The following is an 18,896-nucleotide window of genomic DNA, read 5'->3' on the forward strand; positions in this document are numbered from 1 at the left end:
CATGACTCGATACGTACTCACCCGACTGGGCCAGGCCGCAGTGGTTCTGTGGGCCGCCTTCACCATCTCGTTCGTGATTCTGTTCCTCCTGCCCAGTGATCCCGTCAGCATGGCTGCCGACTCGTCCGGTCAGGGTGTTGCAGTGGATCAGGCTGCGCTCGATCAGCTTCGGGCACGGTACGGCTTGGACCAGTCGGTGTGGGTGCAGTACTGGACGTCGCTGACGAATGCTCTTCGCGGCGATTTCGGTACGTCCATCTCCACCGGTCAGTCGGTGACGGATGCCATCTTCTCGGCGCTGCCGAGCACTCTGGTCTTGGCAACTACCGCTTTGGTTCTGGCCGTGTTGTTCGGAGTGGCGATCGCGTTCTTCGCTACCTACACCCGCAAGCGGTGGCTCGCGAATCTGTTGTTCTCACTGCCGCCGCTGGGTGTGGCGGTGCCTACCTTCTGGGTTGGCCTGATTCTTCTGCAGCTGTTCTCGTTCCGTCTGCACATCTTCCCCGCTTTCGGAGACAAGGGATTCGCAACGGTGATTCTTCCGGCGATCACCTTGGCGATCCCGACCGGCGCGGTGATCGCGCAGGTACTCACGACCAGCCTGCAGTCGACGCTGCGTTCGCCGCACGTGGAGACTGCGTATGCCAAGGGCGCCAGCCGCTGGCGCGTGCAGACCCGTCATGCGTTGCGACTGGCGAGCATTCCGGCATTCACCATCGCCGGTGTACTGGTCGGCACGCTGCTGGCGGGCTCGGTGGTTGTGGAAACGGTGTTCTCTCGCGCGGGCGTCGGCCGTCTGACACAGACGTCGGTGATGGCGCAGGACATCCCGGTGGTGCAGGGAGTCGTTGTGTTCGCCTCTCTCGTGTTCGTGCTCGTCAACCTCGCGGTCGACCTCTTCTACCCCTTGATAGATCCACGGATCATCCAGACGAAGAAGAGTCACACCGAAGAGTCGAATACCGAAAGCTCGACCGATCTGGAGCCGGCTCATGTCTGACACATTGATCGAACCCCTACTCCTCGATCCGACCGTCGAGGCGAAGGCACCTGTTGTTTCGCGCCGAAAGTCCACGGCCATCGGCTGGATCCGAAAGCCCGGCTTGGTGATTCCGGTGTTGATCGTGTTGCTTGCCATCGGCTTTGCCGTCGCACCCGGATTCTTTGCCAGCGGCGATCCGTTGTCCGGTGTCCCGGCGGACAAACTGCAGGGCCCGAGCCTGGCTCACTGGTTCGGAACCGACAATCTCGGTCGTGACCTGTACACACGGTTCGTGCACGGCGCCGCGCTGTCCCTGACCGCAACCTTGGTGGCGGTCGGAATCGCATTGGTGGCGGGATCGATAATCGGTTTGCTCGCGGGCTTTGTCGGTGGCGTCGTCGACGCCGTGCTGATGCGCATCGTCGACGTGCTGCTGTCCATTCCGGCGCTGCTGCTCTCGTTGGCACTGGTGACCGCACTCGGCTTCGGCACCATCAACGTCGCCATTGCTGTCGGCGTCAGTATGGTCGCCAATTTCGCGCGAGTGATGCGTGCCGAAGTGATGCGGGTGCGCGGAGCTCAGTACGTCGAGGCCGCGTTCAGTTCGGGTGTGCAGTGGCTCGGTGTCCTGCGTCGGCACGTGCTTCCCAACTCCTACGCGCCGGTGGTCGCGCTGTCCGCTGTCGAGTTCGGGCAGGCAGTACTGGCGGTGTCGGCTCTGAGCTTCTTGGGATTCGGCGCCGTTCCGCCTACCCCGGAATGGGGATCGCTGGTATCCGAGGGACGTAATTTCCTCGCCAATGCCTGGTGGATGACCACACTTCCCGGTCTCGCGATTGTCGCCGTGGTCATCTCGGCACACCGTATCGGCCACGAGATCGAAAGGAACAACCGGCGATGAGCACGACCGAGGAACAGTTGCTTTCCGTCGCCGACTTACAGATCGCCTACGGCGCCGAGCCCGCGGTATCCGGCGTGAGCTTCACCGTCGGTCGGGGCGAAGTAGTTGCGGTGGTCGGGGAATCGGGTTCCGGTAAGTCGACCACGGCCCACGCGATATTGGGTCTGCTCGCCGGCAGTGGCCACGTCACCGGCGGGACCGTCGAGTTCGAGGGTGAACAGATCGACTCGTATTCCGACCGTGCGTGGCAGCGAATCCGCGGCGCGCGTATCGGTTTGGTGCCGCAGGATCCGACGACCTCGCTCAACCCGGTGACGAGGATCGGCGACCAGGTTGCAGAAGTCCTCCGGATCCACGGCCTCGCAGACCGTCGCAAAGCCCGGTTGGACGCCGTCGAGGTGCTCGAGCGCGCGGGTATCGACCGGCCGGAAATCCGAGCACGCCAGTACCCGCACGAGCTCTCCGGCGGTATGCGGCAACGAGTTCTGATCGGTATCGCGCTTGTCGCGAACCCGGCCCTCGTAATCGCCGACGAGCCGACCAGTGCTCTGGACGTCACGGTTCAACGGCGCATTCTCGACCATCTCGACGAGCGGATTGCCGAATCCGGTGCCGCCGTGCTCCTGATCACGCACGACCTGGGTGTGGCCGCAGACCGCGCGGACCGGATCCTGGTGATGCAGGGCGGCAGGATCGTCGAATCCGGCCGCACCGCGGATATTCTGGACAACCCGCGAGACGAGTACACGAAGAAACTTCTGAGCTCTGCGCCGAGCCTGTCCTCGGGACCAGTCGTTCGCCCGGTCCGCCAGGACACCAGCCCGTTGCTGACCCTGACGGGAATCACCAAGCACTTCAACGTCGGACGCGGGAGTTCGATCACCGCGGTGAACGAAGTGTCGCTGACTGTTCCGAGGGGTCAGACGGTGTCGCTGGTGGGGGAGTCGGGCTCCGGCAAGTCGACCACGGCGCGCATCGCCGTGCGGTTGGAGCAGGCGGATGCCGGCACCATCTCCTTCGACGGACACGACATCACGAAGGTCAAGGGCAGCGATCTGCGCGAGCTGCGCCGAAAGATCCAGCTCGTGTACCAGAACCCCTATGCATCACTAGACCCGAAATTGTCCGTCCAGGACATCGTTGCGGAGCCGCTGCGGGCCTTCAAGGTTGGTGGACGCAGTCAGCAGCAGACTCGTGCGGCAGAGTTGCTCGATCAGGTTGCACTTCCCGAGCAGTTTCTGAGCCGCAAACCGGCCGAACTCTCGGGCGGCCAGCGTCAACGGGTGGCGATCGCTCGTGCGCTCGCGTTGAAGCCGGACCTGCTCGTTCTCGACGAACCTGTGTCCGCTCTCGACGTCTCGGTGCAAGCGCAGATTCTGGCGCTACTCGACGAGTTGCAGCGCGAACTGGGCCTGACCTATCTCTTCATCTCCCACGATCTTGCGGTTGTTCGCCAGATCAGCGACGTCGTCGGCGTCATGCAGGCCGGGCGATTGCTCGAAATCGGCACTACCACCGAGATTTTCGACAATCCCCGAAACGAGTACACACGCACACTTCTCGACGCGATCCCCGGGCGGGATCATTCGACACGAAAGGCCGAACATGTCCGAGCGTAGTTCCGGAGCATTCCTGGTCGGCCTCGAATTCGAGGGAACCGGAGCTCATCCGTACTCCTGGCGACGCGAGGATTCGCGCGCCGAAGATCTGTTCACGCCCTCGTACTGGGTGGACCTGGTGACCGCCGCGGATCGGGGTGGGGTGGATCTGGCGTTCCTCCCCGACTCGTTCGGACTGCAATCCGAGGGCCAGCACGCAGTGCGGGGCAGATTGGAGGCGGTTGCAACTGCGGCGCGGCTGAGTGCTGTGACCTCGCGTATCGGCCTGATCCCCACCGCGACAGTCACGCACACCGAGCCGTTCCACATCTCCAAGGCCGTCGCGAGTATCGACTACTCCTCAGCGGGGCGGGCCGGCTGGCAGGTCGCGGTGTCCGACACCGCTGAGCAGGCGTCGTTGTTCGGCCGAAAGGCAGTGCAGGGCCCCGAGTCCGCGTGGGAGGAAGCGTCCGAGGCTGTCGAGGTGGTCAGTCGGCTGTGGGACAGCTGGGAGGACGACGCCGAGATACGGGACGCTGCGAGCGGACGATTCATCGATCGAGACAAGCTGCACTACATCGACTTCGAGGGAAAGAACTTTTCCGTCAAAGGGCCGTCCATCACGCCGCGCTCCCCGCAGGGGCAGCCGCTGATCGCCGTCGACGCGAGCAGGCCGGAGGCACGCGAGCTCGCTGTTGCGCGCGGAGATCTGATTCGGATCTCGGCAACCGATCTCGCCGAGGCCAAAACTACGGCCAAGCTGGTCCACGCGAGTGCCGCCGCCCTCGGGCGCAGCGTGCGGGTTCTCCTCGACGTCGACGTGCTCCTCGGCGCCGATCGCGGTGCCGCCGACGACGCTTTGGCGGAACTCGAGGAATGGGCGGGAGCGCCGTATGCCCCGCACTCGCTGTTCTATCGCGGTGACAGCGCGGGTTTGACTGCGCTGCTGCGTGAGATCGGTGGGCTCGCCGGGATCGACGGTGTGGTTCTGCGTCCACTGGCGCTGGCCGCCGCCGTGGAGAAGATCGCGACGGACGTAGTGCCAACTCTCAATCCGCGACCGAGTACCGCCCCGACGCTGCGCGAGCGGTTGGGCTTCCAGTTGCCCGTCAATCAGTTCGCGTAGCGCGAGTAGAGAACAGGAACACCGATGACACAGAACAGGATTCGCAAGCAAGTCCATCTGGGCGCTCACTTTCCCGGCGTGAACAACACCACGGTGTGGACCGATCCGGCGTCCAAGAGTCAGATCGAGTTCAGCTCGTTCGAGCATCTCGCCCGCAGTGCCGAACGCGGATTGTTCGACTTCTTCTTCCTCGCAGAGGGTTTGCGCCTACGCGAGCATCAGGGCAAAATTCACGACCTCGACGTAGTCGGTCGCCCGGACACCTTCAGCATTCTCAATGCGGTTGCCGGTGTGACAACGCATCTCGGCCTGGCCGGGACGATCAACACCACATTCAACGAACCGTACGAGTTGGCCAAGCAGTTCTCGACGCTCGATCATCTCTCCGACGGCCGCGCCGCCTGGAACCTGGTCACCTCCTCGGACGCCTTCACCGGCGAGAACTTCCGCCGCGGTGGCTATCTGGAGCATTCCGAGCGGTATGCACGCGCCAACGAGTTGGTCGACGCAGTACGGACGCTGTGGGACAGCTGGAGCGTCGACCGTCCGATCGTCGACCGTGAGCGCGGTGTTTTCGCCACCGACCAGCAGGTCGGCCAGTTCCAGCACTCCGGTAAGCAGTTCGACATCGCCGGACGCTTCGAAGTTCCACGGAGTCCGCAGGGGCACCCAGTTCTGTTGCAGGCCGGTGACTCCGACGAAGGACGCGAGTTCGGCGCGGCCAAGGCCGATGCCATCTTCACCGGGCACGGAACGCTCGAAGCAGGCAAGGCGTTCTACGCCGACGTGAAGGGACGCTTGGCCAAGTACGGACGCACGCACGCAGACCTCAAGATTCTCCCCGCCGCCACCTTCGTCCTCGGTGACAACGCCGCGGACGCACAGGAGAAGGCATATCACATCCGGCGGCAGCAGGTCGGACCCCAGACTGCCATCGCTTTTCTCGAACAGGTTTGGGGCAGAGACCTTTCCCAGTACGACGCCGACGGCCCGTTGCCGAAGGAAGATCCGTCGGACGACGTCAACATCACCCGTGGACGCGTCCGCCACGTCAAGGATCCACGAGCGGTCGCAGATCAGTGGCGTGCCAAGGCCGAGGCCGAAAACCTCAGCATCCGTGAACTCATCATCGAAGTGACTGCCCGCCAACAGTTCGTGGGTAGCGCCGCCGAGGTCGCTGCCGAGATCGACAGCTACGTCCAGGGCGACGCAAGCGACGGATTCATCCTCGTTCCCCACATCACCCCCGCGGGCCTCGACGAGTTCATCGACACCGTCGTACCGGAACTTCAGGACCGCGGCAGTTTCCGGACCGAGTACTCAGGAACCACCCTGCGCAGCCATCTCGGGCTGCGCCACCCGCACGAGCAGGCTGAAGGAGTCCGCGCATCATGACCGTTACCGACACTTCCACCAGTACCTTCACCGGCGATTGGAATGCCTGGCACGCCTCGCGCGACGCCACCTTCGGCGAACCCCTCGGCTGGCTGAGCCTGACTGCGTTGCATTGGCTGGTGGACACCGATTCCACCTTCGCGGACCTGCCCGGTGCATGGCGCGCCGACGCGAATGCCGTTGTCGTCACCGCGACGCCCGCAGACGACTTGTCGATCGACGGCGTCGCAGTGGACGGTTCGGCCACTCTGAATCCGATCGAGGGGGCGCCGGGACTGATCGTCAAGCAGGGCGCGCGGTTGGTCGAGGTCATCCGCCGCACCGGCGAGGTGGCTCTGCGGATCCACGATTCGTCGGCCCCGGCATTGGCGCAGTTCAGTGGTATCCCGACCTTCGAGCCGAACCCGCAGTGGCGCATCGAGGGTGTCTTCACAGCTTTCGAGGAGGCTCGCACGGTGACGACGGGCGCGGTCGTCGAGCGCCTCGAGCATCATCACGACGCCCTAGGAACCATCAGCTTCGAACACGACGGTGCAACGTATACGCTGATTGCGTTCGCGGGCAAGGACAACGGCTTTCACATCCTGTTCACCGACGCGACCAGTGGTGTGTCCACCTACCCGGCCGCACGCTCGCTGCACGTGAGCGCACCTGAACCCGGTGGCGCGGTAGTCCTCGATTTCAATCGGGCGTCGAACCTGCCCTGCGCGTTCACCGATTACGCGACGTGCCCGGTGGCCCCCGCCGAGAACCGCCTGGCGTTCGCGGTGGAAGCCGGCGAGAAGACACCGGACACCCGCTCCGAAAGCGGACCGAGGTGAGCGCGCCGCTGTCCGTACTCGACCTCTCGCCGATCAGTGAGGGCGGAACGGCCCGCCAGGCTTTGCGGAACTCGCTGGACCTCGCTCGTTCTGCCGAAGCGTGGGGATACAAGCGTTACTGGGTCGCCGAACACCACTTCGTCGGTGTTGCCTCTTCGTCGCCAGCAGTGCTTGTCGGGCTGATCGCGGCTGCCACCAACACCATTCGTGTCGGCTCGGCCGCCGTGCTGCTGGGCAACAACACGGCGGCTCAGGTGGTCGAGGCCTTCGGTACCGTCGAAGCGTTGTATCCGGGTCGTATCGATCTCGGTATCGGGCGCAGCGGACAGCGTCGGGTGGAGGCACTTCGCGCCGTCGCTGCCGGAACGCCTGCGCCGGCAGAATCGAAGCGAGAGAACGTCGTACGCGACGGTGTCGTGATCCCGGCGCCCTTCGATCCAACCGGTCTTCTCACGTCACCGCGATTGCAGGCGTCGTTCGAGGCATTGGCGTTTCCGGGCGCGCAGGCGCCCGATTTCGAGCAGCAGGTCGACGACATACGCTCGCTCCTGAACGGTACCTACAGAACCCGCGACGGCATCGAATTGCACGCCAGTCCCGGCGAGAATGCCGACGTCGAACTGTGGGTGTTCGGAAGCAGCGCGGGCCCCAGTGCCGAGCTCGCCGGACGACTCGGATTGCCGTTCGGTGCGAATTACCATGTGGCGCCGTCGAGTACGCTCGATGCCGTCGAGGCATACCGCACAGCATTCCGTCCGTCGGACGTCCTGTCGGAGCCGTATGTCGTCGTGTCCGCGGATGTTGTTGCTGCGGAAGACGATGCGACGGCGAGAGAGTTGGCGTCGACCTTCGCGCACTGGACGCACAGCATTCGCAGCGGACACGGCGCCATCCCGTACCCCGATCCGGCCACAGCGCTCCCACTTTCCGACGCCGACACAGCAGTGGTGGAGGATCGGTTGATCACGCAGTTCGTCGGTTCACCGTCTACCGTCGCCGACAGGCTCGACAGTTTGCAGAAGCTCACCGGAGCGGACGAATTGGTAATCACCGGGGTGACCCATCGGCACGAGGATCGTCTGCGCTCGTACGAGCTGCTTGCCAAGGAATGGGGACTACCCGCACTACTGGCAGCGTGAGTTTGCCTTGGTCCATTAGTGTCGAGTGATGTTTTCACCTCGAGATGCCCTTGCGGTTGCTCTTGACGTAGCGCGTGAGGGCATGGAGCTCGGGGAGATGCCGATCGGCGCAGTCGTGTTCGACGACGACCGTGTGCTCGGGCGGGCGTATACGCAAGAACGGGCACTCGGCCGACGGGTAGTCCATGCGGACCTTCAAGCGCTCTTGCAGGCCGACGAGGCTCTCGGATTCACTCGAGCGTCCGGTGAATTGACATTGGCGGTCAATCTCGAACCATGTCTCATGTGTATGGGTGCCGCGATCACGCTCGGTGTGACCCGGGTGTGGTTCGCTGAATACGCCACCGGCACTGGCCCCGCCGGGATGCGGGACTGGGCGCGCAGTCTCACCTGACGCCATGGCTTGTAAGGAGGGCCGTGAGGCTCACGCCCCGATAGCGCCCGCGATCATCGGCCACGACGCGCGCATGTCGGCTTCGAAGAGCCCCCAGGTGTGGGTGCCTTCGGGTCGGAAGCTGAACGTCGCGGGAATGCCGAGCTGACCGAATCGCCCCTGCAGGGCAGCGGTGCACATGTTGGTGATGCCTTCGAGGACCGCGCCGGGAACGACGCCGGCGGCCATCGCCAGCGAGTTGATTCCGTCCACCGGGCCGGGGAGGCCGTTGCCGGTCGAGATGAACAGCGCTGTGCCACGCAGTCTCTCGGCGTTGATCAACGGGTCGTGCGCCGCCCACTGCGGGCTACCCCACGGCCCCCACATGTTGGCCGCGTTGCCGCCGCCGAGTATCTCGACCATCGAGCGCACCGCTGCCTGGCCGAGCGGGTCGCCGGCGCGCGGACAGCCGCTGTACGAGCCGACTGCGCGGTAGGTGCCCGGCGACTGGATCGCGAGGTCCAGAACCGGTCCGCCTGCCATCGACACACCACCGAGTGCGTTGACACCGGTCGTGTTGTACCGAGCGTTGACCGCCGCCGGTAGTTCCTTGGTGAGGTACGTCTGCCACTTGTTACGGCCCAGCACCGGATCGTCGGCGTTCCAGTCGGTGTACATGCTGAACTTGCCGCCGACCGGCATGACCACGTTGACGTGTTTGTCGTCGAAGAAGTCACGAACTCCGGTGTTGTTGAACCACGAGATCCCGTCCTCGCCGCCGCCGACACCGGTCAACAGATAGAAGGTCGGGGCCGGGCCTCCTCCGGCCGGCGAAATCACGTCGTTGGCGATCCAGCGGTCCATCGAGGGGGAGTAGACGTCGATGCGACTGACCACGGAATCCGCACTCGCGGTCGGCGCGCTGAGGCCGAGAAAGCCGGCGGCCATGGCCACCGCCATCGTCAGCCGAACCGTGAAACGACGTTTCTTCATATTTCCCCCCAGGCGCAAGCCGGACAGCGTATTTGTGCCTTCCAACAGTGGCACAATGCGAAGAGGAGTGACGAATGTCCGGGTAACAGTCGTATAAGAAGATGGAGACAATTGCGTGGGATCGCAGTCGCACCACCCCGAATCCGACGTGATTCGGCTGGCCTTCGGGCTGGCCGCGATCACGGTTGGTGCGGCGCGCAGAACCGCTGGTCTCGCACTTGATTCCGTGCAGCGGATCCCTGTCGTCGGTGACGCACTCGACGGCGCGATCACCCAGGTCACCACTCGCGGCACGGAAGCGATGCACTCGACCGTGGAGTTCGCCGACTCGACCTTGCGGACGGTGATCAAAGCTGTCGTCGACGCTGCTCTGTCCGAAGTCGACATCACCAAGATCGTCGTCGACCACGTGGACATCGACAAGATCGCCGAGAACATCGACGTGGACAAGATTGCCGAACGGGTCTCGCTCGAACCGATCATCGACCGGGTCGACGTGGACGAGATCGCAAGCCGCCTCGACGTCAAAGCGGTGATCGATCGCCTCGATCTCGACGGGATAGTCGACACGGTCGACCTCGAACGCCAGGTCAACCGCATCGACCTCGTCAAGATCGCCGACCAGGTCATCGAGGGCGTCGACCTGCCCCAGATGATTCGTGAATCGACCGGTTCACTCTCCACGGAAGCCGTGCACGGAGCTCGAGTGCAGGGCATGCAGGCGGACGACGCTGTCGCCGGCTTCGTCGGGCGACTCTTCGGCCGCGACAGCGCACCGTCATCAGATAAACCTTCACCAGAAAAACCGTCGACAGAGACCGATCCGAAGACGAACGCAGGCGAACGCTAGTGGCCCAGGAGAGTTCCGGCCCAGCCGGCATCGTCACCCGTGGACTCGCCGGACTGATCGACCTGGGCGTCGTCCTGCTCCTGATGGGTTCCGTGTACGTGGGCTTCGCCTTCGTCCGACTGCTCTTCTCGCCACAGAGTTTCACTTTCTCGGAACCGGGAATCTTCCTGTCCACGACGGCATTTCTCGGTGTCTCGGTGGCGTATCTGACCGCCTGCTGGGCGACCACCGGTCGGACCGTCGGGTCCCTCGTGATGGGGCTGCGGGTGATCACGTCCGGGCATCGCCTCGTGCGCTGGCCGTTGGCCTTCATCCGTGCGGTGCTCTGCGTGCTCTTCGCCTTCGGATTGCTGTGGTCGGCGGTCGATCGACGACGACGTTCGTTGCAGGACATCGTTCTGCGCACCGAGGTCGTCTACGACTGGCGTCAGGACCCGGATCTGGTGGCACCGCACGGAGGTGAGCACGCATGAGTGAACCGAACCGCCCGGACGAGCGCTTCACCCTTGCCAGCGAGCGCACCTTCCTCGCCTGGATGCGTAGCTCACTCGCCCTGCTGGCCGGAGGCATCGCCGTCGTCCAATTGGTACCGGAATGGAGTACCGGGTGGGTTCGCACGACTCTCGGTCTGACCCTGATCGCACTCGCGGCGGCGGCCGCACTGGTAGGTATGCGACGCTGGCTACAGGTGAAGAAGGCGCTCGAGGACGGAGCGGCGATGCCGGAACCGCACGCTTTGTGGCTGTTTGCACTGGCACTGGCCGGGGTTGCCGTCGCAGCCGGCGTGGCAACGGTGGTCACCAGCCTCGCTCGCTGAGATACGCAGAGAAGTCCGAGCGGTGTCTGGATAGTCTGCAAAGAACGTGAAGCATGTCAGAGAAGTAAACGAAACAGACGACAAGGGAGTGCACGGTGGCGCAGGAACTCAAGCTCGGATACAAGGCATCGGCTGAGCAATTCGGCCCTCGCGAACTGGTAGAGCTGGCAGTTCTGGCAGAGCAGCACGGCATGGATTCCGTTGCGGTGAGCGATCATTTCCAGCCGTGGCGCCACAACGGTGGCCACGCACCGTTCTCGCTCGCCTGGATGACCGCCGTCGGTGAGCGCACCGAGCGCGTGCAGATCGGCACGTCCGTGATGACGCCGACGTTCCGCTACAACCCGGCAGTCATCGCTCAGGCGTTCGCGACGATGGGATGTCTCTACCCGGGACGCATCATGCTCGGCGTCGGCAGCGGTGAGGCTCTCAACGAGATCGCCACCGGCTTCCAGGGCGAGTGGCCCGAGTTCAAAGAACGCTTCGCGCGGCTGCGTGAGTCCGTGCGGTTGATGCGTGAGCTGTGGCTGGGCGATCGTGTCGACTTCGAAGGCGAGTACTTCACCACTCGTGGCGCGTCGATCTACGACGTTCCCGAGGGAGGCATTCCCGTGTACATCGCGGCCGGCGGACCCGTTGTCGCCCGATACGCGGGACGTGCCGGTGACGGCTTCATCTGCACCTCCGGAAAAGGCATGGAGCTCTACACCGAGAAGCTGCTTCCAGCCGTTGCCGAGGGCGCAGCCAAGGCCGAGCGCGACGTCGCCGACATCGACAAGATGATCGAGATCAAGATCAGCTACGACACCGATCCGGAGGCTGCGCTCGAGAACACCCGCTTCTGGGCTCCGCTGTCCCTGACGCCGGAGCAGAAGCACAGCATCGAGGATCCGATCGAAATGGAAGCCGCTGCCGACGCTCTGCCCATCGAGCAGGTGGCCAAGCGCTGGATCGTCGCTTCCGATCCGGACGACGCCGTCGAGCAGGTCAAGGCCTACGTCGATGCCGGTCTCAATCACCTGGTGTTCCACGCACCGGGCCATGATCAGCGCCGGTTCCTCGAACTGTTCGAGCGTGACCTCGCGCCTCGCTTGCGTGCTCTGGGCTGATCCTCGAGATCAACTGAACGGTGTCTGCCACTCGACGTGTGGCAGGCACCGTTCGTCTTTCTCGTAGCCGCCGGTTGTCGGCACGAGCGTGAGCGTGACCACGATCAGTGGCAAGGTGGGCGGCGGCCCACACTAGGCTGTTGGGCATGCCAGAAGCGCCCGCTGCCGTGTCGAGTGTCTACGTTGCCTCTCCTGAAGGTGACACCGGAAAATCCACCATCGCGCTTGGCGTGCTGCAGATGCTGTGCGCGACCGTCGCCCGGGTCGGTGTCTTCCGCCCGATCGCCCGCTCTACCGAGGAAACCGACTACATCCTCGAACTGCTGCTCGAGCACACCACCGCCAATCTCTCCTACGCCGACGCACTCGGCGTCACCTACGAGCAGGTTCACGCCGATCCTGAAGCCGCGCTGGCCGACATCGTCGCGAAGTACCACACCGTGGCCGAGCAGTGCGACGCCGTCGTCATCATCGGAAGTGACTACACCGACGTAGCAAGCCCGAGCGAGCTGAGCTTCAACGCCCGCATCGCCGTGAACCTCGGCGCGCCGGTTCTGCTGGCGGTACGCGGCGCTCGGCGCAGTGTCGAGGAGGTCGCCCAGCTCGCGCATCTATGCGCCGCCGAGTTGGCCGCCAACCACGCTCATCTGCTCGCCGTCGTCGCCAATCGTTGCGATCCCGACAAGCTCGACGAGGTCACCGCAGCGCTGTCCGACATCGGTGTTCCGACGTGGAGCCTGCCGGAGATTCCGTTGCTCGTCTCGCCCACGATGGCCGAGTTGATGGAGGCCACCGGCGGCGAGTTGTATTCGGGTGACCCGGAACTGCTGCACCGCGAAGCCCTCAAGGTGATGGTGGGCGGCATGACCGCGGAGCACATCCTCGAGCGTCTGGTCGAGGGCATGGTCGTCATCGCACCGGGCGATCGCTCGGACGTTCTGCTCGCATTGCTCAATGCACATGAGGCGGAAGGATTTCCGTCGCTCGCGGGCATCATCATGAACGGCGGAATCACACCGCACCCGGCCATCGCAGCGTTGATGGCCGGCCTCAAACAGCGTCTTCCGATCCTGACGACAACCCTCGGTACCTTCGACACCGCAAGCGCCGCAGCCCAAACCCGCGGACGCGTGGCAGTCGGTTCGCAGCGCAAGGTCGACACCGCGTTGAGCTTGATGGAACAGCGCGTCGACACCGACGTCCTGATGGACCGACTGGCACTGCCGATCCCGTCCGTCGTGACCCCACAGATGTTCGAGTACAAGCTGATCGACCGCGCTCGACGCGATCGCAAGCACATCGTCCTCCCGGAGGGTGACGACGACCGGATCCTGCGCGCGGCCGGCCGGCTGCTGCAGCGCCAGGTTGCCGACCTGACGATCCTCGGTGACGAACCCAGTGTGCGTCGACGCGCAGCGGAACTCGGCGTCGACATCAGTGGCGCGCAGGTACTCGCACCCGCGCAGTCCGAGTACACCGAGCGCTTCGCACAGGAATACACCGCGCTGCGTGCTCACAAGGGCATGACCATCGAGCGGGCCCGCGAGGTGATCGCCGACATCTCGTACTTCGGAACGATGATGGTGCACTTGGGAATTGCCGACGGCATGGTGTCCGGCGCTGCACACACCACCGCTCACACGATTCGACCCTCGTTCGAGATCATCAAGACCGCCCCCGGTGTCTCGACGGTCTCGAGCATCTTCCTGATGTGCCTGGCCGACCGCGTTCTCTCCTACGGTGACTGCGCCGTGGTTCCGGACCCGACGTCGGAGCAGTTGGCGGATATCGCGATCTCGTCCGCACAGACGGCGTCGCAGTTCGGGATCGATCCGCGCATCGCGATGCTCTCGTACTCCACCGGGGATTCGGGCAGCGGAGCCGACGTCGACAAGGTTCGCACCGCGACCGCTTTGGTGCGCGAGCGTCGACCGGATCTGTTGGTGGAAGGGCCCATTCAGTACGACGCCGCCGTCGAGCAGAGTGTCGCCGACAAGAAGATGCCGGATTCGCTGGTGGCGGGCAAAGCAACGGTGTTCGTGTTCCCGGACCTGAACACCGGCAACAACACGTACAAGGCAGTGCAGCGTAGCGCCGGTGCTATCGCCGTCGGGCCGGTTCTGCAGGGACTGAACAAGCCGGTCAACGACCTCTCGCGTGGAGCGTTGGTCCAGGACATCGTCAACACCGTGGCTATCACGGCAATACAGGCACAGGGAGCGCAAGCGTGAGCGACGGCACCGTACTGGTCATCAATTCCGGCTCGTCATCCATCAAATTTCAACTCGTGCATCCGGATACGGCGGAATCGGTGGCACACGGTCTCATCGAGCGCATCGGTGAGCCCGACGGCCACATCGTCTACAACCACCGCACCGGAGTCGAAGACCGGAGCCTTCCGATCGCCGATCACCGCGCAGGTCTGAAGATGGTGCTCGACATCGTCGCCGAGGTCGGACGGCCGCTGAGTGAGGCCGGAATCATCGCAGTCGGTCACCGAGTCGTGCACGGTGGTGACATCTTCTATTCGCCGACTCTCATCGACGACGGCGTCGTGAAAGCCATCGCGGATTTGTCGAACCTTGCGCCGCTGCACAATCCGGCCAACGTGATCGGTATCGAGGTGGCGCGCGAAGAACTGCCAGACGTTCCGCACGTCGCAGTGTTCGACACCGCCTTCTTTCACACACTGCCCGCGGCGGCGTCCACCTATGCGATCGATCGGGATGTGGCCAAGGCCAACCAGATTCGCCGGTACGGCTTCCACGGGACCTCACACGAATACGTGTCTGGACGGGTCGCGGAGTTCCTCGGCAAGGATCCCGCCGAGCTGAATCAGATAGTCCTGCACCTCGGAAACGGCGCTTCGGCCTCGGCAATCAAGGGCGGCAAGGCCATCGACACCACGATGGGCCTCACCCCGCTCGAGGGTCTTGTCATGGGCACCCGCAGCGGCGACATCGACCCAGGCATCATCTTGCACCTCAACCGCAACTCGGGAATGAAGGTCGACGAGATCGACGACCTCCTCAACCGGCGCTCCGGTTTGAAGGGACTGTCGGGAGTCAACGATTTCCGTGCCCTGCTCGCACTGATCGAGGGCGGCGACCAAGACGCACAACTTGCGTACGACGTTTACGTGCACATGCTCCGTAAGTACATCGGCGCCTTCATCGTTCAACTCGGTGGCGTCGACGTCATCACCTTCACCGGTGGCGTCGGGGAGAACAACATCGACGTGCGACGCGACAGCCTGGCCGGGCTTTCCCGTCTCGGTATCGAGGTCGACCCGGCTCTCAACGAGGCGAAGAGTCGCGACGAGCGTCGTATCTCCGCATCCTCGTCGGCCGTCGAGGTGCTGGTGGTCCCCACCAGCGAGGAGTTGGCGATCGCCCGCGCGGCGAAGGCTTTGGTGGCCGCACTGTAGGTTTCTGCAGCACTGTAAGCCTCGGGGAGTCCGTCAGAAATTGCTGCGCGGACGCACCGCATTCGCCCGGTCCACGAGGGCGTAGCGGTGCGTGCGGGAGGTCGTGGCGCGAGCGAGGGCGCGAAGGCAGGCTTCGGCTCCGGTGCGCAGACCTTGCTCGGTGAAGGGCAGGTCGAGGATGGGTTCGAGTTCGGTGTGCGAGCGATTGCCGTAGCGAATCCAATCGAGTGCCGTGCCCAACACCAGGGTTCGCATCTGCAGGCTTCGGCTCTCTTCAGCAGGTAGCGCCCGAACACGACGGGCGGCTTCCCGCAGAGTCGATTCGTCGAGTTCGGCGATCGGAACGCCGGACAGCATCGTCAGAGCGCTGGACATCCGTGCGACGTTGTAGTGCCGGGAAGACGTGGGTACTTCGTCGAGGGCGGCGATGGCTGCCTTCTTGTTGCCGTGATCGGCGAGTTGTCGGGCGAGCCCGAATGCTGCGCTCACGTAGTTTCGTTCGGTCCGCCAGACGGTGCGGTAGTACTTCTCGGAGAAGCGGCACCATTGGTCCGGGTCGTCGCTCTCCCAGTGCTGGAGAATCAGTTCTGCCGTCGCTGCCAACGCCAGCTTGGGGGCAGCCTCGCCGGGCAGTGCGGTGAGAACTGCCTCGAAGTGACTGAAAGCGGGCTCGAATCGGTCCAGTTGTAACGCCGCAAGTCCTCGATACCACTCGATCTTCCAGTGGTCCCCGATGTTCTGCTGGAGTTCGCCCAGAACTGTCAGTGCGGTTTCCGGATCACCGAGATCGAGATGAGCCTTGGCCTCGGCCAGTCGAACTTCGCCCGAGACGGCGGCCGCGGGTGTGCCCGACGTTCGGTCGATTCCGTTCTCGCGGGCATGCTTGAGAGCATCGAGAGTCTGAGACGGTTCGCTGTGCACCGCCGCTGCCAGCAACGGCGCGCTGGGATCGGTGGGGTCGACCAACGGAATGGGAAGTGCGTGCGCAACTTCGCGCGGATCGAGAGCGGCGTCGTGGCTGACACCGTCCACGTACACATCGGTTTGCCCGACCAATTCATCGGTGCCGAAAGACGTTCGCTGCCTGCTGAACACGAGCGAGAGTCCGGGATTCTCCTGCCCGGTCTGCTCGGCGAGGATTTCTCGCAGAACGCCGGTGAGTTGTCCCGCGATTTCCTCGGCGGACTGGAATCGCTTCTTCGGATCCGGGTCGGTGGCGCGTAGCAGTAGACGGTGAAAGAACTCGTGGTCGCGCAATAGTGGCTCGTCCTCCGGTTCGGGAAGGCCGTCGAGGTACCGTCCGTGCTTCGAGGGCATGTCGAGGGTGAGAACCGCGAGTGTTCTTCCGACGGTGAAGATGTCGGAGGCGATGGTCGGACCGGTCTCGATGATCTCGGGTGCTTGATAGCCGGCGGTACCGTACAGGTACCCGTAGTCTTCGATTCCGGACACGGCGCCGAGATCGATCAGCTTCAACTGATCCTCGGTGACCATCACGTTCTCGGGTTTGAGGTCGTTGTAGGCCAGGCCGGTAGAATGCAGATAGCTCAGCGCCGGAAGGATTTCCAGTACGTAGCCGATTGCCTGCTCGATCGGCATGTGCTTGCCGTCCGGGAATTCGGCCAGCACCTCGCGCAATGATCGCCCACCCACGTACTCCATGACGATGTACCCCATGGGTGTGCCATCCGGGCGCGGATGCTCGACGAAGTTGAAGATCTTGACGATGCTGGGGTTGGCGACCTCGGCGAGGAACTGACGCTCGGCCACCGCAACGGCTTGCGCTTCGGAATCACCGAAATGCAAGAGCCCCTTGAGAACTACCCACCTGTCGCTGACATTGCGATCGATCGCGAGGTAGATCCATCCCAGGCCGCCGTGCGCGATGGGCCCTTGAACCTCGTACTGACCGGACACCAATTCGCCCTCTTCGAGGAGTGGACGGAAGTCGAAAGTGGAACCGCACTTGGGGCAGGTGCCGTGCTGAGTTGCCTTGGTGCTTGCGCTCTTACGACCGACTGGTTCGTTGCATTTCCAACAGAACCGTTTCCGCTCGGGGACGGTCGGGTCACTCATCACCGCAGATGCGGGGTCGATCTGAGGGACGGGGGGAACCTCGACCAGGCCGCCGCCGAGGCGCAGCTTTCGTCCCGACCGGCTGCGGCGGGATCGAGTGGAGCGGCCGGTCGGGGAGGAGGATGCGGACGGCGTGGTTCCTCGTATCTGGGCCGAGGTCGGTTCGAGACGCTCGTAGGCGCCCGTGGCTTCGGGCTCGGGCCGCTCGTAGGCGCCGGTGGCTTCGGGTTCGGGACGCAGGGAAGCCTGCGTGGCGTCGGGCTCGGGGCCGGTTTCTTCGGTCATGTCAGCCTCAATCCCGGTAGACGGCCGGCGGGGGACCGGGCGAAGGACCGAGGACGCTGAGCCAGCGGTCGTAGATACGGTTCCAGGTCCCGTCGCTCCGGATCCGATCCAGTGTTCCGTTGACGAATCGGACCAAGTCGGGGTTGTCCTTGTTCACTCCGATTCCGTACGGTTCGACGCCCAGTGAGCCACCGACCATCATCAGATACGGGTCTTGCGAGGCGAGGCCCGCGAGGATCGTGTCGTCGGTGCTGATCGCGTCCACCTGCCCCTGCTGGAGGACGACGAGGCAGTCGGACCACATCGGGACGGTGACGACGGTCGCTTCGGGTTGGAGTTGCTGGATTCGAGTCGCCGAGGTCGTTCCCCGGGCAGCGCAGACCCGCTTGCCTGCGAGGTCGTCGATGCCGCGGACGGATGACCCCTGCAAGACCTGAATTCGTTGTTCAGCGGAGAAGTACTGCGTCGAGAAGTCGACCTTCTCGCGCCGCTCGCACGTGATGGTCATGGTCTTGACGACCACGTCGACCATCGATTCCTGGAGTGCGGCGATCCGATCGTCCGACGTCAGGATTCGGTACTCGATCTTCTCCGGGTCACCGAGCAGATCTCGGGCGATTTCGCGGGCGATGTCCACGTCGAAACCCTCGAGGCGCCCGGTGGCCGGATCGCGAAAGCTCATGAGGTTGGAACCGGTGTCCAGGCCCACGATCAGCCGCCCGCGGGCGCGGATGGCGTCGAGGCTCGGCGTGGGTGGCTGCGGAGATGCGTCTGCGGGGGTGGGCCGCAGGCTCGCGGTGAGGTTGGTGCACGACGCGGTAGTCGTCGGTGTCGGGCTGGGAGCGATGGTGGCCTCGGCCGGCAGCGGCGGTTCCGTGTACGACGTGGCGCCTGCGTTGTCCAAGTCTTCGGCTCGATCCGCACCGCAACCGGCGAGCACCAGCATGGCCGCTGCCAGAACCGCGACACATACGGCCGGGCTCTTCCTCCGCATCACCGGTACT

General features: G+C 64.1%; 17 protein-coding genes. 14 read left to right on the forward strand and 3 right to left on the reverse strand.

Features of this window, described 5'->3' with window-relative positions:
- Nucleotide 1 precedes the first annotated feature (1 nt).
- The 8 genes from BH682_RS07280 to BH682_RS07315 are packed head-to-tail and all read left to right on the forward strand — an operon-like array spanning nt 2 to nt 8,356.
- The gene (locus BH682_RS07280) at nt 2–1,000 is read left to right on the forward strand and encodes an ABC transporter permease (RefSeq protein WP_075832544.1); all 999 of its coding nucleotides are present in this window, start codon (nt 2–4) and stop codon (nt 998–1,000) included.
- The gene (locus tag BH682_RS07285; RefSeq protein WP_042925872.1) at nt 993–1,883 is read left to right on the forward strand and encodes an ABC transporter permease; all 891 of its coding nucleotides are present in this window, start codon (nt 993–995) and stop codon (nt 1,881–1,883) included. Before BH682_RS07280 ends, BH682_RS07285 begins: the two co-directional genes overlap by 8 nt.
- Nucleotides 1,880–3,502 (forward strand): dipeptide ABC transporter ATP-binding protein, encoded by a 1,623-nt coding sequence (locus tag BH682_RS07290; protein ID WP_075832546.1) that lies wholly within the window; start codon nt 1,880–1,882, stop codon nt 3,500–3,502. Before BH682_RS07285 ends, BH682_RS07290 begins: the two co-directional genes overlap by 4 nt.
- Nucleotides 3,489–4,607, forward strand: coding sequence for an LLM class flavin-dependent oxidoreductase (locus BH682_RS07295; RefSeq protein WP_075832548.1), 1,119 nt, complete (start codon nt 3,489–3,491; stop codon nt 4,605–4,607). The genes BH682_RS07290 and BH682_RS07295 overlap by 14 nt, the downstream gene beginning before the upstream one ends.
- Before the next feature lie 24 nt (nt 4,608–4,631).
- Entirely contained in the window at nt 4,632–6,002 is a 1,371-nt protein-coding gene (locus BH682_RS07300) for an NtaA/DmoA family FMN-dependent monooxygenase (protein WP_042925886.1), read from the forward strand.
- Complete coding sequence (locus tag BH682_RS07305) at nt 5,999–6,823, forward strand: DUF1684 domain-containing protein (RefSeq protein ID WP_042925888.1); 825 nt, start codon at nt 5,999–6,001, stop codon at nt 6,821–6,823. The genes BH682_RS07300 and BH682_RS07305 overlap by 4 nt, the downstream gene beginning before the upstream one ends.
- On the forward strand, nt 6,820–7,962 hold the full coding sequence (locus BH682_RS07310) for an LLM class flavin-dependent oxidoreductase (protein ID WP_075832550.1): 1,143 nt from the start codon (nt 6,820–6,822) through the stop codon (nt 7,960–7,962). Before BH682_RS07305 ends, BH682_RS07310 begins: the two co-directional genes overlap by 4 nt.
- A 28-nt stretch (nt 7,963–7,990) precedes the next feature.
- Entirely contained in the window at nt 7,991–8,356 is a 366-nt protein-coding gene (locus BH682_RS07315) for a nucleoside deaminase (protein WP_075832552.1), read from the forward strand.
- A gap of 30 nt (nt 8,357–8,386) precedes the next feature.
- Here the strand turns inward: BH682_RS07315 and BH682_RS07320 are convergent, their stop codons facing one another.
- Nucleotides 8,387–9,328 (reverse strand): alpha/beta hydrolase, encoded by a 942-nt coding sequence (locus BH682_RS07320; protein WP_075832554.1) that lies wholly within the window; start codon nt 9,326–9,328, stop codon nt 8,387–8,389.
- Nucleotides 9,329–9,443: 115 nt separating this feature from the next.
- Here BH682_RS07320 and BH682_RS07325 point away from each other — a divergent pair, with 115 nt between their 5' ends.
- From BH682_RS07325 to BH682_RS07350, 6 genes are all read left to right on the forward strand, one after another.
- Nucleotides 9,444–10,178 (forward strand): hypothetical protein, encoded by a 735-nt coding sequence (locus BH682_RS07325; protein ID WP_075832556.1) that lies wholly within the window; start codon nt 9,444–9,446, stop codon nt 10,176–10,178.
- Entirely contained in the window at nt 10,178–10,651 is a 474-nt protein-coding gene (locus BH682_RS07330) for an RDD family protein (protein ID WP_003944375.1), read from the forward strand. Before BH682_RS07325 ends, BH682_RS07330 begins: the two co-directional genes overlap by 1 nt.
- Complete coding sequence (locus BH682_RS07335; RefSeq protein WP_003944317.1) at nt 10,648–10,995, forward strand: YidH family protein; 348 nt, start codon at nt 10,648–10,650, stop codon at nt 10,993–10,995. The genes BH682_RS07330 and BH682_RS07335 overlap by 4 nt, the downstream gene beginning before the upstream one ends.
- Nucleotides 10,996–11,090: 95 nt before the next feature.
- Nucleotides 11,091–12,104: a glucose-6-phosphate dehydrogenase (coenzyme-F420) gene (gene fgd, locus BH682_RS07340; RefSeq protein WP_003944371.1), complete on the forward strand. Its 1,014-nt coding sequence runs from the start codon at nt 11,091–11,093 to the stop codon at nt 12,102–12,104.
- Nucleotides 12,105–12,250: 146 nt separating this feature from the next.
- Entirely contained in the window at nt 12,251–14,335 is a 2,085-nt protein-coding gene (pta, locus tag BH682_RS07345) for a phosphate acetyltransferase (protein WP_075832558.1), read from the forward strand.
- Nucleotides 14,332–15,531 (forward strand): acetate kinase, encoded by a 1,200-nt coding sequence (locus BH682_RS07350; protein WP_075832560.1) that lies wholly within the window; start codon nt 14,332–14,334, stop codon nt 15,529–15,531. The genes pta and BH682_RS07350 overlap by 4 nt, the downstream gene beginning before the upstream one ends.
- 33 nt (nt 15,532–15,564) lie before the next feature.
- On the opposite strand, the gene BH682_RS07355 is transcribed toward BH682_RS07350, so the two are convergent.
- Both BH682_RS07355 and BH682_RS07360 read right to left on the reverse strand, forming a co-directional pair.
- Nucleotides 15,565–17,892 carry a serine/threonine-protein kinase gene (locus BH682_RS07355; RefSeq protein ID WP_075832562.1) on the reverse strand — a complete coding sequence of 776 codons (2,328 nt, stop codon included), beginning with the start codon at nt 17,890–17,892 and terminating at the stop codon, nt 15,565–15,567.
- A 7-nt stretch (nt 17,893–17,899) separates the two neighbouring features.
- Complete coding sequence (locus tag BH682_RS07360; RefSeq protein ID WP_003944406.1) at nt 17,900–18,886, reverse strand: glutamate ABC transporter substrate-binding protein; 987 nt, start codon at nt 18,884–18,886, stop codon at nt 17,900–17,902.
- Nucleotides 18,887–18,896: the final 10 nt, after the last annotated feature.

The organism is Rhodococcus sp. YL-1 (assembly GCF_001942025.1).
GTDB lineage: Bacteria > Actinomycetota > Actinomycetes > Mycobacteriales > Mycobacteriaceae > Rhodococcus_F > Rhodococcus_F qingshengii.

Bases quoted from the DNA above. Each gene is read 5' to 3' on its own strand.
- BH682_RS07315 (WP_075832552.1), top strand. From the start codon at position 7,991: ATGTTTTCACCTCGAGATGCCCTTGCGGTTGCTCTTGACGTAGCGCGT.
- BH682_RS07285 (WP_042925872.1), top strand. From the start codon at position 993: ATGTCTGACACATTGATCGAACCCCTACTCCTCGATCCGACCGTCGAG.
- BH682_RS07335 (WP_003944317.1), top strand. From the start codon at position 10,648: ATGAGTGAACCGAACCGCCCGGACGAGCGCTTCACCCTTGCCAGCGAG.
- BH682_RS07295 (WP_075832548.1), top strand. From the start codon at position 3,489: ATGTCCGAGCGTAGTTCCGGAGCATTCCTGGTCGGCCTCGAATTCGAG.
- BH682_RS07305 (WP_042925888.1), top strand. From the start codon at position 5,999: ATGACCGTTACCGACACTTCCACCAGTACCTTCACCGGCGATTGGAAT.
- BH682_RS07320 (WP_075832554.1), bottom strand. From the start codon at position 9,328: ATGAAGAAACGTCGTTTCACGGTTCGGCTGACGATGGCGGTGGCCATG.
- pta (WP_075832558.1), top strand. From the start codon at position 12,251: ATGCCAGAAGCGCCCGCTGCCGTGTCGAGTGTCTACGTTGCCTCTCCT.
- BH682_RS07280 (WP_075832544.1), top strand. From the start codon at position 2: ATGACTCGATACGTACTCACCCGACTGGGCCAGGCCGCAGTGGTTCTG.
- BH682_RS07300 (WP_042925886.1), top strand. From the start codon at position 4,632: ATGACACAGAACAGGATTCGCAAGCAAGTCCATCTGGGCGCTCACTTT.
- BH682_RS07290 (WP_075832546.1), top strand. From the start codon at position 1,880: ATGAGCACGACCGAGGAACAGTTGCTTTCCGTCGCCGACTTACAGATC.
- BH682_RS07355 (WP_075832562.1), bottom strand. From the start codon at position 17,892: ATGACCGAAGAAACCGGCCCCGAGCCCGACGCCACGCAGGCTTCCCTG.
- BH682_RS07360 (WP_003944406.1), bottom strand. From the start codon at position 18,886: ATGCGGAGGAAGAGCCCGGCCGTATGTGTCGCGGTTCTGGCAGCGGCC.